This is a genomic window from Streptomyces sp. NPDC104581 (assembly GCF_055583685.1).
Window position 1 is genome coordinate 38,705 of the sequence record NZ_JBVJNN010000012.1, and the last position, 14,284, is coordinate 52,988.

Annotated in this window: 11 protein-coding genes and 1 pseudogene; 3 read left to right on the top strand and 9 right to left on the bottom strand. The window is 72.9% G+C overall.

Annotation, left to right across the window (positions count from 1 at the left end; genetic code table 11):
• Positions 1 to 173: 173 nt before the first annotated feature.
• From ACZ61E_RS12595 to ACZ61E_RS12625, 7 genes are all read right to left on the bottom strand, one after another.
• Positions 174 to 734 carry an NUDIX domain-containing protein gene (locus ACZ61E_RS12595; protein WP_469699590.1) on the bottom strand — a complete coding sequence of 187 codons (561 nt, stop codon included), beginning with the start codon at positions 732 to 734 and terminating at the stop codon, positions 174 to 176.
• Complete coding sequence (locus ACZ61E_RS12600; protein WP_469699592.1) at positions 731 to 2,587, bottom strand: ABC transporter ATP-binding protein; 1,857 nt, start codon at positions 2,585 to 2,587, stop codon at positions 731 to 733. Before ACZ61E_RS12600 ends, ACZ61E_RS12595 begins: the two co-directional genes overlap by 4 nt.
• A 699-nt stretch (positions 2,588 to 3,286) precedes the next feature.
• Positions 3,287 to 3,610 (bottom strand): MiAMP1 family antimicrobial peptide, encoded by a 324-nt coding sequence (locus ACZ61E_RS12605; RefSeq protein ID WP_469699593.1) that lies wholly within the window; start codon positions 3,608 to 3,610, stop codon positions 3,287 to 3,289.
• Between the two features lie 169 nt (positions 3,611 to 3,779).
• Positions 3,780 to 6,830 carry an AfsR/SARP family transcriptional regulator gene (locus ACZ61E_RS12610; protein ID WP_469699594.1) on the bottom strand — a complete coding sequence of 1,017 codons (3,051 nt, stop codon included), beginning with the start codon at positions 6,828 to 6,830 and terminating at the stop codon, positions 3,780 to 3,782.
• Between the two features lie 44 nt (positions 6,831 to 6,874).
• Positions 6,875 to 7,183, bottom strand: a complete 309-nt coding sequence (locus ACZ61E_RS12615; RefSeq protein WP_469699595.1) for a hypothetical protein — start codon at positions 7,181 to 7,183, stop codon at positions 6,875 to 6,877.
• Positions 7,184 to 7,341: 158 nt separating this feature from the next.
• A complete protein-coding gene (locus ACZ61E_RS12620; protein WP_469699596.1) occupies positions 7,342 to 8,169 on the bottom strand; it encodes an alpha/beta fold hydrolase in 828 nt (275 codons plus the stop codon).
• A gap of 282 nt (positions 8,170 to 8,451) precedes the next feature.
• On the bottom strand, positions 8,452 to 9,069 hold the full coding sequence (locus ACZ61E_RS12625; RefSeq protein ID WP_469699597.1) for a TOPRIM nucleotidyl transferase/hydrolase domain-containing protein: 618 nt from the start codon (positions 9,067 to 9,069) through the stop codon (positions 8,452 to 8,454).
• 281 nt (positions 9,070 to 9,350) lie between these two features.
• On the opposite strand from ACZ61E_RS12625, the gene ACZ61E_RS12630 reads away from it, so the two are divergent.
• From ACZ61E_RS12630 to ACZ61E_RS12640, 3 genes and pseudogenes are all read left to right on the top strand, one after another.
• Positions 9,351 to 11,432 (top strand): neutral/alkaline ceramidase, encoded by a 2,082-nt coding sequence (locus tag ACZ61E_RS12630; protein ID WP_469699598.1) that lies wholly within the window; start codon positions 9,351 to 9,353, stop codon positions 11,430 to 11,432.
• A 100-nt stretch (positions 11,433 to 11,532) separates the two neighbouring features.
• Positions 11,533 to 12,405, top strand: a complete 873-nt coding sequence (locus ACZ61E_RS12635; protein WP_469699599.1) for a DMT family transporter — start codon at positions 11,533 to 11,535, stop codon at positions 12,403 to 12,405.
• A gap of 40 nt (positions 12,406 to 12,445) precedes the next feature.
• Positions 12,446 to 12,739: pseudogene (locus ACZ61E_RS12640) on the top strand (inositol monophosphatase family protein); the annotation flags it as partial.
• 50 nt (positions 12,740 to 12,789) lie between these two features.
• On the opposite strand, the gene ACZ61E_RS12645 reads toward ACZ61E_RS12640, so the two are convergent.
• Together ACZ61E_RS12645 and ACZ61E_RS12650 are read right to left on the bottom strand one after the other, a co-directional pair.
• Positions 12,790 to 13,995: a cysteine desulfurase-like protein gene (locus ACZ61E_RS12645; RefSeq protein WP_469699600.1), complete on the bottom strand. Its 1,206-nt coding sequence runs from the start codon at positions 13,993 to 13,995 to the stop codon at positions 12,790 to 12,792.
• Between the two features lie 10 nt (positions 13,996 to 14,005).
• Positions 14,006 to 14,245, bottom strand: coding sequence for a DUF2630 family protein (locus ACZ61E_RS12650; RefSeq protein WP_147877177.1), 240 nt, complete (start codon positions 14,243 to 14,245; stop codon positions 14,006 to 14,008).
• Positions 14,246 to 14,284 lie beyond the last annotated feature (39 nt).

Here is a 14,284-nt window from a genome sequence, read left to right on the forward strand (position 1 = left end):
GGGCGGCCGGGCCGCCCCACCGAGGGGCCGGCCGCCTCGCGCGTGTGAACGGGGCTTGGGCAACCCGGTGTCCGGGAACGTCGTCTCCCTGGCAGAGGGCGGCCCGCGCTACGAGGTCGGGCCCCGGGCACGCGGGGCCTGGACCGGATCCGGGTCGGGGGGATCGCTGGCGGTCACTCGCCCTCCCAGTCCCATGTGTCGACGTACGCGGCCTCGCCGGTGCGGCGGGCCCGCGCGACGGCGCTCAGGCGTGCGAAGTCGCGTGACGGCATCAGTGCCTCCCACTCCGCCAGGGGCAGGACGCGGACCTCGTCGTGCTCCCTCGGGTCGACGGTGATGTCACGGATCCGCGCGGCGGTGAGCCGGCCACCGTCGAAGACGCAGCCGATCGTGCTGTAGGGCCATCCGCCGCCGGGCAGGCCGTACACCGTGGCCAGCAGCCGGGGCGGCCCGTCCGGGGTGATGCCGGTCTCCTCCCGGCACTCGCGGACGGCCGTCTGCCAGGGGCGTTCGCCCGGGTCCATCGTGCCGCCCACGAGCTGCCACGGGTGGGCGGGTGAGTAGACGGAGCGCAGTTGCAGGGGCCGGTCGGCCTCGTCGGTGAAGTAGACGCATGCCCAGGCGGTCGCCTTGAGGACGGTCTCGGCGTACCGGTCCGGCGACATCCAGGGTCCGGCCTCGGCGCCGTCCGGCCGCTCGCCCGGCAGGGCCGTGGGGGATTCGCGTGGGGTCATCGCCGTCCACCGTCGGGAGTGATCGCGGAGGCGACCTGGTAGGAGAGCAACTGCTTGAAGAGGCCGGGTTGTTCGGCCAGCTCCTGATAGGTGCCCTGCTGGACGATCCGGCCCTCGTCGAGGACGACGATCCGGTCGGCCACGGCGACATTGGTGATGCGGTGGGTCACCAGCAGCACCACCCGGTCGCGTGCCAGGTCCCGGAGCCGCTGGAAGATCCGGTACTCGGCCCGGGGATCCAGATTCGCGGTCGGCTCGTCGAGGACCAGCAGGCCAGCCTCCCGGAAGAACGCCCGGCCGAGAGCGACCCGTTGCCACTGGCCGCCGCTGAGCTCCTCGCCGTTGAGCCATTCGCGGGCGAGCAGGGTGTCGAGACCCGCACCGAGCCCGGCCACGACCTCGTCCGCTCCGGAGGCTTGGCACGCCTCGCGCACGGCCGTGTCGCCCCGGGACGAGGGCTGTCCGAGCGTGATGTTCTCGCGCACCGTCAAGGGCCAGTGCGCGTAGTCCTGCGGGACCAGGGCCACTTGCCGCCAGAGCGCCTGCGGGTCCGCGTCGCCCACCGGGACCCCGTCCCACGACACCTGTCCGGCCGTGGGCAGATACAGGCCGCTGACCAGTTTGGACAGCGTCGACTTGCCCGAGCCGTTGAAGCCGACCAGAGCGGTGACCTCGCCCCGGCGCAGGGTGAGGGAGACATCGGACAGCGCGTCCCGGTCCTTGCCGGCGTAGCGGTGGGAGACCGAGGTGATCTCGATGGTCCTCGGCGGCTCGGGCCGGTGCTCGCCGCGGCGCATGCGGTAACCGCCGGCCTTGTCGAGGAATCCGGTCCAATCGTCCATGTACAGGCCGGTGCGCACGGCCCGGGCCCCGACGGACACCAGTCCGCGGACCGACTGGCCGGCCGTCTGGAGGGCGAAGACCGCCGTTCCGGCGTGCCCGACGCTGATACGGCCGTTGGCCAGCAGCCATACGACGGCGCCCCAGACGACCGCCGACCCCAGCCCCCCGCAGAGCGCGCCGACCAGGGACATCCGGGCCCCGGTGTCGGCCGCGGCCCGGTCCTCCCGGTTGATCCGGGCGACGGTCTGCCGGTAGCGGCCGGACAGGAACCCGGCCATGGTGCCGGCGCGGATCTGGTCGGCGGCGTCCTTCGTGTAGATGTGCCAGCGCAGCACCGAGAGCATCCGCTGGTCGCCGTTGCTCCGCAGGTTCGCGAGATAGCGCACCCGCGCGGCGCTGACCTGTGCCAGGGCCTGCGGCAGGCTCGCGACCACCAGCAGAGGCAGGAGCACCCAGCTCACTCCCGCCAGCACGAGGGCCCCGGCCAGGAAGGAGGCCGCCGAGGCGATCAGGTCCTGGCCCTCGTCGATCAGGTCCCCGGTGACCTGGGCGCCTCGGTCGGCGGCCTCGCGGTCGCGGTTGAAGTCGGGTTCGTCGTAGGCGCACAGCTCCACCTCGGCGCAGCCGGTGAGCAGCATCTGCTCCGCCTCGCGCGACATCAGCGGGCCGAGCCGGGAGGAGAGCCAGCTGACGGTGATGCCCAGAAGCGCACGCACTCCGGCCGCCCCGGCCAGCAGGGCGACGGACGGCCACGCCCTGAGGAGCCGGTCGTAGACGTCACCGCCGGTCAGCAGCGCGGTCAGGGTTCCGCTGATCGCGACCAGGCCCAGCGCCTGCGTCACGCCCGCGGCCGCCTGGCACAGCAGGAGACCGATGGTCGCTCGTCGGTCGACGCGCCAGGCGAGGGCCAGTGACCGGCGCACCAGCTGCGGCAGTCGGCGCGCCATGTCGCGCATACGGATCGAACGCCCGGCCGCTTCCCGGCTGCCGGTCAGGTCGACGTAGCGCATCTCGGGCTCGGGAACGGCGCCGGGAGCGGTTTCAGGAACGGGCCCGGGAACGGTCCGTGGCCCTCGTACGTCCGATGGTCCGGCGGGTGGCGGCGCGGACGGGGGCGGGGCGGTGCGCGGTGCCGGGACCTTCTCGGCTGACGCGTCGCCGGACTCACTCATGCCGCCCACCCCGCGTACCCCCGTGTCGTCGCCGTGCGTCAGCCGAGCTCAACTTGGCCTCCTGGAAGGTCGATCGGGCACGTCGTGAGGCTCAACGACCTGGTGGCGTTTTCGAACGCGTGTGTTTCGGACGCTCTGCGAACCGCGTGACCGCAGGGGAATCGGTGTGTGCCGGATGCACGGGCCCTTGGCGGGTGGGAGGGCGCCTTGTGAGACGGATGGCCGAAACGCCGATGCGGGTGGGTAACGGGGCCCGCTCCGCGTTCATCCGGTGGCGCAGCGGGTCGGATGCCGGTCGAGGCGCGGGTGTTGAGGCTGACCGGAAGGGACCGGACCGAGCGGCGCGGTGCGCGGCCGGCCGGGATTTCGCAGAGGGGGCGCGCGCATTCCGCGCCCATGTCACGGGGGCGCGGATCGATCGTCGTGCGGTGGGAGCCGGTGTGGCCGCCGGCCGGACAACGCTGGACAGGGGGCGGGTGGACCCGGGACCTGGAGGTCCACCCGCCCGTCATGGGGCCGGTTCAGCCGTCACGCCGCTCAGCAGTGGAAGAAGACGCTCTTCCAGCCGAAGGCGTCGCGGCTCTCCTGGCTGCCGCGGAAGGTGGTGTGCACCTTCCCCCGGCACCCTCCCTCGTTGTACATGGCGGCGGTCTGACCGGTGTAGGTGAAGCGGTAGGCCGCCTTGTGACCGGGGTCGATCTCGTTGCAGCCGCAGGCGAAGACCTCACGGGCGCTTCCGGTGTTCTGCGGTCCCGACCAGCTGAGGAAGCTGCTCGCGAGGGCCGTGCCCGAGCCGAGGACGAGGGCTCCGGTCAGCATCGTGGCGCTGACGGCGGTACGAAGAGCGTGGCGCTTGCGCATGGGTTTCCTGTTCCGTTTCGTGTCGTCTGTCATCGGGTGTCGTGCGGTGTCGTCTCACGCGGCGACACGTCGTGCGATGACGTGTCGTGCGCTGCCGCGGGCGGCGCCGCCCGCGGTGTTCTCGCGACGCACCATTCCGCCCGGCGCTGTCGTCCCGGTCACGCCGCGGTCACTCCGGGTCTCGGACGTCGGCCGGCCGGTGCACCTCGTGAGCGATCCCGAGCGCCAGGGCGATGCTGTCCTCGGCCGTCGCGCCCCGCTGCCACGCGCTGGTGTACGCCTCGGCCGCCAGGTGCTCCTGTACGACGGCGCGAGTGCGGGCGTGGAGTGTGCCGAAGGGGCGCAGTGCGGTGATGCTCGCGCCCGTCACCTGGCGGTAGCGGTGCGCGGCCCCGAGTACGACGGCGGCCCGGCGGTGGTGCCCGAGGGCGCCGAGGATCCAGGCCAGGGTCTCCAGGCTCCAGGCGGGACCCCAGTTGTCGTCGAGGGCGCGTTGCCGTACGAGCGCGTCGCACAGTGGCGCGAGCCCTCGGCAGGGCTCTCCGTGCAGCAGTTCGGTGAGACCGGTGCACCACTGGGCCCAGGTCCGCGCCCACTCGGCGCCCGCGCTCTCGGCGTCGGCGGCGTAGGTGTCGCAGGCGAGGCGGGCTTCGGCGCGGTCCCCCAGGAACGCCGCGGCCATCGCCCAGAACATGGTGGCCATGTGCGCGTCGCCGGTCTGTCCGGCCGCGATGAACTTCTCCCGCGCGTCGGCGAGTTGAGCGATGCAGACCGGGTCGCCCGGCGCGAGGAGCGCGTACACGCCCTCGATGTAGACGACGGGGGCGGGGCCCGGGGTCCCGGGCGCGGCCTTCCGGCACTCGGCGAGGTGGGTCCGGGCCGCCGTGTGGTCCCCCTGGACGATCGCGACGAAGGCTCTGGTGACCGGCACCATCACCGTCAGCTCGACGGGGGCGGGATCGACCAGCGGGGCGAGGCTGTCGATCCAGTGCCGGGCTTCACCGAGTGTGCTGCCGAAGAACCAGCAGCGCGTGCGCGTCAGGTCCACGACGATGGCCGCGCCGGTCGGTGCGAGGCCGGGGCGCACCCGGCAGAGGTCGAGCGCCGACCGGATGTTGGGCAGTTCCCGGCGCAGTCGCTCCAGCCAGCCTGCCTCTTCGGGACCGCACCATTCGGCGGCGGCGCGGGCGGTGAGCGCACGGTAGTACTCGCAGTGCCTGACGAGCGGTCCGGTCGAACCGCCCGCCGCCCGGAGGCGGTCCGCGCCGTACTGGCGGATGGTCTCCAGCAGGCGGTAGCGGGTGGCGCCGCCGTGGCGCCCCGGTGGCCCGGCCGGCTCGACGCTCACCACGGACTTGTGGACGAGCCCGTCGATCAGGTCGAGTACATCCTCTGGTGCGATGCTCCGCCCCGCCTCGTGGGACTCCGGCCTGCCCGCCTCGTCCGCGCAGACGGCCTCGGCGGCCCGGAGGTCGAAGCAGCCGACGAAGACCGACAGCCGCGCCCAGAGCAGCCGTTCGCCCGGTGTGCACAGCCCGTGGCTCCAGTCCATGACACCGCGCAGGGTCTGGAGGTAGCGGCCGGGGGCGGCCGTCGGCACCCGGGCCGGGGCCTGTCCGGGGACGCGGCCCGGTGCGGGGCCGTCCGGGGCGCCTGCCGCGCCCGCCGCCGGTGGGGCGGGCGCCCCGGACGTGGCGGGCGCCGGGCCGCGTGGGGCGGACAGCAGACGGAAGCGGTCCTCCAGCCGTTCCAGGACCTCCCGCACACTGAGCGAACCGAGCCGCACGGCCGCGAGTTCGATGGCCAGCGGGATGCCGTCCAGGCGCCTGCACAGCTCGGCCGCCGACGCGCGGTCCCCTTCGCCGGACGGCGGCGCGACCGCGCAGGCGGCGGCCCGGTCGTACAGCAGCCGCACCGCCTCGCACGCGCCTCCGTCCCGCTCCTGGTGGAGCGTCAGGCAGGGCACCAGCAGCAGGTGTTCGCCCGGTACGCCCAGCCTCTCGCGGCTGGTGGCGAGCACCCGCAGCTCCGGCGCGGCGCGCAGCAGTCGCAGTACGAGGGTGGCCGCCGCGTCCACCAGGTGCTCGCAGTTGTCCAGTACGAGCAGCGGACGGCGCGTGCGCAGATGGTCGGCGACCGCGTCGGTGGCGGACCGGGTGGACTGGTCGCGCAGCCCCAGCGTCTCGGCGACTGCCCGTTCCAGCAGTGCCGGGTCGGTGACCGCCGCGAGATCGACGAGCCACGCTCCGTCGGGGAAGGCGGGCGCCATCCGCCGCGCGGTGCGCAGCGCGAGCCGGGTCTTGCCGACTCCGCCCACGCCGGTGAACGTGACCAGCCGGGACCGCCCCAACAGCCGTTCCGCCTCGACGAGTTCCCTCTCACGGCCGATGAACGACGTCGTCTCGGCGGGCAGGTTCCCGCTCCGGTCCCGAGCGGGTGACGGCGCCGCCCGTGTCCGGGGTGCGGCGGGGGCGAGGTCCGGCGCCGCCGTGAGCATCCGCTGGTGCAGGGCCTTGAGTTCGGCGCCCGGATCGACGCCGAGTTCCTGGGCGAGCAGGGCGCTGATCTCGCGGAAGCTCGCCAGCGCCTCGCCCTGCCGTCCGCACTGGTACAGCGCCAGCATCCGCTGGGCCCAGAAGCGTTCGCGCAGCGGATGGAGCCGGGTCAGCCTGCGCAGCTCCGGGAGCGCGTCCGCCGGCCGTCCGCGCCGGATCGCGGCGTCGATCCACGACTCCTCGGCGGTCAGGCGCTGTTCGCACAGGACGGGGACGACGTCCTCGAAGCGTTCCGGCTCCAGATCCGCCAGCGGCTCACCGCGCCACAGCGCGAGCGCGTCGCCGAGCAGCTCCTGCGCCCGTTCGGGCCGGCCGGCGTCGAGCGCGGCCGTGCCCTCCCGGCTGAGGGAGGTGAACCGGTGCGCGTCCAGCCGGTGGCCGCCCTCCGTGTCGAGCGCGTATCCGCGCCGGTCGGTCCGTACGAGCTCCGCTCCGAGCGCCCGGCGCAGCCGCAGGACGTAGTTCTGTACGGCGTTCCTGGCGCCCGGCGGCGGGCACTGTCCCCACAGCCGGTCCACGAGCGCGTCGACCGGGACGACACGGCCGGCGTCGAGGAGCAACGCGGCCAGGAGTGTGCGCAGTTGGGCGGCGCCGAGGCTCACGCACGCGCCGTCGCGCGTGACGGCGAGCGGTCCCAGGATCCCGAACTCGTACGGTGCGTTCATCGGGGCGAGAATAGAACGGAACGTAATCGGTTCGCCACTTGGTGTCACCTTCTCTGGTGCTCGGCCGGTCGCCGGCCGGTGAGGCGGAGCAGGAGCGGCGCGGCGTCGTCGTCCGTCAGCCGCCGCAGGGTGCGGGCGGCGAGCGCGTCGCGCAGGGGCGCGGAGGTGCGGGAGACGGCCGGCTCGACCGGTCCGCCGGTGCGGGGCACCGGACCGAGAACAGCAACCCGCACGACGTCGGCGACGGCACGTACGTGGACGAGTTCACGCGTGGTTCCGCCCGCGCGGCGCTTCCCCACCGTCCGGACGCGGACGACCGAGGCGTGCGCGGCGACCAGCGCGACGAATGCCACGGAACCCAGCGCGACCATGCCTCGGCCGGGCGCCCGGGTCTCGTCCGCGACGACCACGCCCGGGCGGACGACGACGGCGAGCGCGCCCGCAGAGGCGACGGCTCGTGGCGGCGGGCGCGGCCCGGCCGGTTGTGACGGGGCCGGGCGCGCCGCGCGGCTCAGGCGCGTGCGAACTCAAGAAGGTCCGCGTTGAACCGTTCCGCGAACTCGGGCACCATCGCCAGCCCGTGGGGCGCGCCCGCGTAGACCTTGTAGGTCACGTCCTTGACGAGCTGTGAGGACTTGTCGCCGGACGCCACGATCGGCACGATCTGGTCGTCGTCGCCGTGCACGATCAGCGTGGGTACGTCGAACCGCTTGAGGTCCTCGGTGAGGTCGGTCTCGGAGAACGCCTTCACACAGTCGTAGGCGCCCTTGATACCGACGGTCATTCCCCACAGCCAGAACTCGTCACGGGTTCCCTGGGTGACGGTCGAACCGTCGCGATTGGCCCCGTAGAACGCGGCGCTGAGTTCCTGGTAGAACTGCGAGCGGTCCTTCTCGACGCCGCTGCGGATCTCGTCGAAGACGTCGATCGGGAGCCCTTCGGGGTTCGCTTCCGTCTTGAGCATGAGCGGCGGGATCGCGCCCAGCAGCACCGCTTTGGCGACGCGGCCGGAGCCGTGCCTGCCGATGTAGCGGGTGACCTCTCCGCCGCCCGTGGAGTGGCCGACCAGGATGACGTCGCGCAGATCCGCGGCCTCGATGACCGCCGCGAGATCGTCGGCGTAGGTGTCGAGGTCGTTGCCTTCCCAGGTCTGGCCGGAGCGTCCGCCACCGCGCCGGTCGTGGGCCACGGCGCGGAAGCCGTTGTCCGCCATCACTTTCATCTGGGGGTCCCAGGCGTCGGCGGTGAGCGGCCAGCCGTGCGAGAAGACGACGGGCTGACCCGTACCCCAGTCCTTGTAGAAGATCGGTGTGCCGTCCTTGGCGGTGGCGAAGGGCATGGTGACTTCCTTCCGAACTGATCCACAACTCCGGGTGTGCTCCGGAGTTCAGTGCCCGACCGGAGTCCGGGTGCCCGCGTGCGTGCCGCGGACCGGCGTCGAACGCGCGCCGGATCGGCGCGGAGGGGTCGGCGGCGAGAGGGCGACCCTGGATGAGCACGTCGTCCGGCCAACGCTACCGGAGGTGCGGCGCCCGGGCGTGTCGATCATCGGTGGGGCCCGCGGGCGGCCGGGGCGCGGGCCGGCGGGCCGGACTCGGTGCGTGGCCCGGCCGCCACCGGTTCAGAGGCTGGTGAGCAGCCCGTCGAGCGGCGCCGGTACGTGGTCGGCGTCGAGCGCCTCGACCAGGACGCGGCCGTACTGGATCTTGCGACCCTTCTTCGTACCGAGGAAGCGCCGGAACTGCTGCTGTGCGGTGCGGCCCCGCTGGGCGGGCTGGCGCAGGAAGGTCTGGAGGGCGCGCAGGTCGCCCTCCGCGCGTACGAGTTCCCGCACGCGTCCCACACCCAGCGCGCGGATCAGTTCGTCCTCCAGGTCCGCCGCGCAGACGAAGAACCCCCGCCGTTCCGCACCGGCCCGCTCCAGCGCACGGTCGTAGAAGCCGCGCTCCCCCTCGTCGCAGAGTCCCGTGAGCCGCAGACCCAGTCCGGGCGGGCCCAGGAGGCTCACGAAGCGGCCGACGCTCATCGCCCCGCCCATGGACAGGACGCAGACCCCTTCGGCGGCCAGGTTCCGGCCGCGCCGGGCGGCCAGCGCGTCGACCGCCGCGACGTCGCTCGGGCCTTCGAGCAGGACGGCCGTGCGGACGGGCAGCCCCGCGGCGAGCTCGTGCGCCCGCTCACCGGAACCGCCGGCCGCCCACGCGATGACCGCTTCCCGGAACGAACTCATGTCTGCCACGGGACGAGTCTCCGCCCTTTCGGGCCGTCGCGGTACGGAATATCCGCCGGCGCGCAGCACGACGTCCCCCGGCCGGGGGCGGGTCACGGCGCCGTACGCGGCCGGATCTCCCCCGGCGGGCTGCCATCTCCTCGGCGGCGCCGGGTACTTACTGTCCGGTAGAGACCTATGCGATCACGGGCACGCGCCTCTACCGTCGGGGCACCAGCGCGCGCCCGCCGGTCCCGGCGGGGCGTCCGACCGGGACCGGCGTCCCGTTTCGCTCCCGCACAGGAGGTTCCATGCCACCCCCCGCCCCCCGTCGCTCCAGAAGCAGGCTCGCCGTTCTGGCGCTCGCCGCGGCCCTGGGCGCGGCCTCGTTCACCGCCCCTCCCCCGGCCCTCGCCTCCGGGGCCCCGGCAGCGGCCCCGGACACCGCCGGCGACGGGGACCATCTTGTCGGGCGCGGTATCGCCGATGTCACGGGTGAGGCCGCCGAGACCGGGATGATGGGCTATTCGAGCTTCGACCAGAAGACGTCCGGCATCCACCAGCGACAGCGGTCGCGGGCTTTCGTGGTCGCCGACCGGTCGACCGGCAAACGCGTGGTCTACGTCAACGCCGATCTCGCGATGATCTTCCAATCCGTCCAGCAGGGTGTCGTCTCGCGCCTCAAGGAGCGCTACGGCGGCCTCTACAACGACGAGAACGTGCTGCTGTCCGCCACCCACACCCACTCGGGGCCCGGCGGATACTCCCACGACGTGGCGTACAACCTCTCCGTACTCGGCTTCCAGAGCGGCACCTACCGGGCCATCGTGGACGGCATCGTGGAGTCCGTCGTCAAGGCGCACGAGGACCTGCGGCCCGGCACGATCAGTCTGGGCACGGGCACGCTCACCAATGCCAGTGTCAACCGGTCCCGGGCCGCCTTCGACCGCAATCCGGCGGCCGACCGGGCGGCCTTCCCCGACGGTATCGACCCCGCCATGACCGTGCTGCGCTTCCGGCAGGGTGACAAGGACGCCGGCGCGATCAGCTGGTTCGCGACCCACAACACCTCGATCACCAACAAGAACACGCTCATCAGCCCCGACAGCAAGGGCTACGCCTCCTACGCGTGGGAGCACGATCTGGAAGGGGTGCGCTACCTCGACGACACACCGGGCTTCGTCGCGGCCTTCCCCAACACCAACGCCGGCGACATGTCCCCCAATCTCAATCTGAAGCCGGGGTCGGGCCCGACCGAGGACGAGTTCGAGAACGCGCGCATCCTCGGCGAACGCCAGCTCGACAAGGCCCGCGAGATCTACCGGGACGCGAAACCCGTCACCGGCGGCGTCGACTCCCGGCTGGCCTATGTCGACATGGAGAACGTGACCGTGAACGGGGCCCACACCCCGGACGGCAAGGAGCACCGCACCTGCCCCGCCGTCGTGGGCGCGTCCACGCTCGCGGGCAGCGTCGAGGACGGTCCGGCGATCCCCGGCCTGGAAGAGGGCATGCGCACGCCGGTCGCCTCCATCATCGAAGCGCTGCACATCGAGACCCCCGACTGGCTCGCGACGTGCCAGTACCCGAAGGCGAGCCTCGTCCCCACGGGTCTGCTGAGCAATGTGCACCCGGTCACCCCGAAGATCCTGCCTCTTCAGATCATGAGGATCGGCGACCTCCATCTGGTGGCCGGTCCCGGGGAGTTCACCATCACCGCCGGGCTCCGGGTCCGGCGCACCGTGGCCGAGCAGCTCGGTGTCCCGCTCGACCGGGTGCTGCTCCAGGGATACGCCAACTCCTACAGCCAGTACGTGACGACACCGGAGGAGTACGACTCGCAGCAGTACGAGGGCGGCTCCACCCTCTACGGCCGCTACACCCTGCCGGCCTACCAGCAGGAGTACGCGCGGGTCGCGGCGTCCCTGCGCGACGGCACCACCATCGACCGGGGGACGGCGCCGCCGGACGAGTCGGGCAGGCAGTTCAACTTCCAGACCGGCGTCGTCTACGACAACCCGCCCCCCAGCAGCTCGTTCGGTTCCGTACTGACCCCGCCGGACGCGTCGTACACCCGCGGCCGGAGCGCCACCGTCGAGTTCGCGACCGGGCACCCGAAGAACAACCTGCGCCGGGGCGGCACCTTCCTGGAGGTGCAGCGGCTGGTCGACGGGAAGTGGGTGCGGGTCCTGGACGACGGCGACTGGCGGACCACGTACCGCTGGACGCGGCTCAACGGGCTCACCGGCACGTCGAAGGCGACGGTCACCTGGGACATCGGCGCCGACACCGCTCCCGGCACGTACCGGATCGTGCACCACGGCGACTCGAAGAGCCTCCTCGGAAAGATCACGCCGTTCACGGGGACGTCCCCGGCGTTCACGGTGAACTGAGGCGGGCCGGGGGCCGGACGGGTAACCCGTTCGGCCCCCGCGTGGCCGCATCGCCCGCGATGAGAACGGCCCCGGCGCAACCCGCCCGCATGATGGGGCGGTGATCAGTGTCCTGTTCGCCGTGCTGACCGCGATCAGCAACGGCTCCGCCTCCGTGCTCCAGCGGCGTGCCGCGGCCACGGCGCCCGACTCCGACGCCATGCGCCTGTCGCTGATCCGGCATCTGCTCCGCAGACCGGTCTGGCTCGCCGGTATCGGGCTCGTGATCGTGGCGGCGGTCTGCCAGGCGGTGGCGCTGGCGACCGGCCCCATCGCCGTCGTACAGCCGATCTTCGTGATCGAGCTGCCGATGACGCTGCTGATCGCGAGCTACGCCTTCCGCTCCCGGCTGCCACGCGCCACCTGGTACGGCGTGGCCGCGGTGACCGTGGGTCTGGCGGTGGGCCTCGGCTCGGCGGCGCCGACGGGTGGCAGTGAGACCGTACGGGATCTCTCCTGGGTCCCGGCGCTGATCGTCACCGGACTCTTCGAGGCGCTGCTGATCGCCCTCGCGCTGAGGACCCGGAGGAACACCCGTGCCGCGCTGTTGGGGCTCGCGGCCGCGTGCGCGTACGCCCTGACGGCCGCACTTCTCAAGGACGCCGTGGCCAGGCTGGAGGGAGGGTCGGGGGTAGCGGCGTTCTTCTCGTCCTGGCAGCTGTACGCGACGGCCGTCGCCGGGATCGGTGCGCTGTTCCTCCTCCAGAACGCCCTCCAGGCGGGCTCCCTGGTCGCGTCCCAGCCGATGCTGACGCTGGGCGACGCGCTGATCAGCATCACCTACGGTGTGACGCTGTTCGGTGAGAGCGTTCGCACCGGCTGGTGGCTGCTGCCCGAGCTGATCGCGATCGGCCTGATCACCGCGGGCTGTATCGAACTGGCCCGCTCCCCGCTGGCGTCGGGTACCTCTCCACCGAGGCCGCGCGCGCGTTGACACCGCGCCGACACGGTGCGGGCGCCGCGGTCCGGCCCCCGCGGTGGACCTGCCGGCCCACCCCGGATTCGCCGGACGGTTCCGGCCCCGGGCCGCCTCCACGGCGCCGGCGCCGACCTGGGTCGCCGCAGGCAGACGCGCGGCGTACGCCGTCGCCGTCAGCGGTCACCTGTCCGGGAGCGTGCATGTCGCCGACGGCATCGCCCTGCGCCGGGCCGCCGGCTGCGTGGTCACCGGCACCGACGGCGCCCCGACCGGCCCGGGCGGTCGCGGCCTGCTCGCGGCGGCCGACGAGGGGACGCACCGACTCCTGACGGGAATGATCCGCGGCTGAGACGGGGCCGGTTGGGCCGCGTGAGCCGCTCTCGGAGCACGTCACCCGGCTCAGGTGCGGAGGAAGGCCGAGAGGGATGTCAGCAGGCGGGCCGTGTCGTTCGTGTCGTTGTACGCCGACAGGCCCACGCGCAGGCCGCCCGTGTCGCCCAGGCCGAGGTGGCGGGAGGCTTCCAGGGCGTAGAACGAACCCGCCGGGGCGTGGATCCGGGACCGGGCGAGGAAGTGGTGGGCGTCGGCCGCCGCGTGGTGGTCGAAGGTGAGCAGCATCGTGGGTGTCCGCAGCGCGGCGCGGGAGTGCAGCGTCACGCCGTCGAATCGGGACAGCTCTTGTTCGACGCTCTCGCGCAGGGCGCTCTCGTGGGCCTGGATCGCGGCGTAGCCGGAGCGGAGCCGGTCACGCCGGTCGCCGGTCGTGTCGGGGGCGAGTTCCGCGAGGAAGTCCACGGCGGCGCGCGTGCCCGCCAGGGCTTCGTACGGCAGCGTGCCGAGTTCGAAGCGCTCCGGTACGGCGTCGGTGGACGGCGCCAGTTTGTCCGGTCGCAGGGTCTCCAACAGCCGTGGGGACGCGGCGAGTACACCGTGGTGGGGGCCGAAGAACTTGTACGGCGAGCAGACGACGAAGTCCGCGCCGAGTTCCGCGATGTCCACCGACGCGTGCGCGGCGCAGTGCACGGCGTCCACGTACAGCAGCGCGCCCGCCCGGTGGACCAGGCCGGCGATGGCCGCCACGTCCGGCCGGGTCCCGATCAGGTTCGAGGCGGCGGTCACCGCGACCAGCCGCGTCCGGTCGGTGAGCAGGGCGCCGACGGTCTCCGGGGACAGTTCGCCCGTGGCCGCGTCGAAGTCCGCCCATCGCACGACGGCACCGGCCCGTTCGGCGGCCCGCAGCCAGGGCCGGATGTTGGCGTCATGGTCCAGCCGGCTCACCACGACCTCGTCGCCCGGCGCCCAACTCCCGGACAGGACACGGGAGAAGTCGTAGGTGAGCTGAGTGGCGCTGCGCCCGAAGACGATCCCTTCGGGCTCCGCGCCCAGCAGATCGGCCATGGCCAGCCGGAAGTCGCGGACGATCCTCTCGGCGTTGACCTCCCCCGGCGCCACGGAGCCCCGCACGGAGAGCGGAGCGCTCAGCGCCTCGGTGATCGCGTCGATGACGGGCTCGGGCGTCTGGGTGCCCCCGGGGCCGTCGAAGTGCGCGACACCCGCCCGCAGGGCGGGAAACCGGGCACGCGTCGCGGCGATGTCGTACGTCACGTACACCCCTCTACTGTTCGTACGACTCGACTTCGGCGACCGGGCGCGGTTCGACCCGCTCGGGGTCCTCCCCGCTCTCGGCCCCCGCCCTGCGTCGGCGCAGCAGGTCCCAGCACTGGTCCAGTCGCTGTTCCAGGTCCTGGAGACGCGCGCGCTCCTCCGCGCTGAGGCCCTTGCCGGGGGCCTGTTCGCGCAGCCGGTGTTCCTCCGCGACCAGCGTGTCGATCGTCCGCAGAATGTCGTCCGCCATCTCCGCCTCCACTGTTGTGGGCCGCCGACGAGCTTACGG

Bases quoted from the DNA above. Each gene is read 5' to 3' on its own strand.
- ACZ61E_RS12595 (WP_469699590.1), bottom strand. From the start codon at position 734: ATGACCCCACGCGAATCCCCCACGGCCCTGCCGGGCGAGCGGCCGGAC.
- ACZ61E_RS12600 (WP_469699592.1), bottom strand. From the start codon at position 2,587: ATGCGCTACGTCGACCTGACCGGCAGCCGGGAAGCGGCCGGGCGTTCG.
- ACZ61E_RS12605 (WP_469699593.1), bottom strand. From the start codon at position 3,610: ATGCGCAAGCGCCACGCTCTTCGTACCGCCGTCAGCGCCACGATGCTG.
- ACZ61E_RS12610 (WP_469699594.1), bottom strand. From the start codon at position 6,830: ATGAACGCACCGTACGAGTTCGGGATCCTGGGACCGCTCGCCGTCACG.
- ACZ61E_RS12620 (WP_469699596.1), bottom strand. From the start codon at position 8,169: ATGCCCTTCGCCACCGCCAAGGACGGCACACCGATCTTCTACAAGGAC.
- ACZ61E_RS12630 (WP_469699598.1), top strand. From the start codon at position 9,351: ATGCCACCCCCCGCCCCCCGTCGCTCCAGAAGCAGGCTCGCCGTTCTG.
- ACZ61E_RS12650 (WP_147877177.1), bottom strand. From the start codon at position 14,245: ATGGCGGACGACATTCTGCGGACGATCGACACGCTGGTCGCGGAGGAA.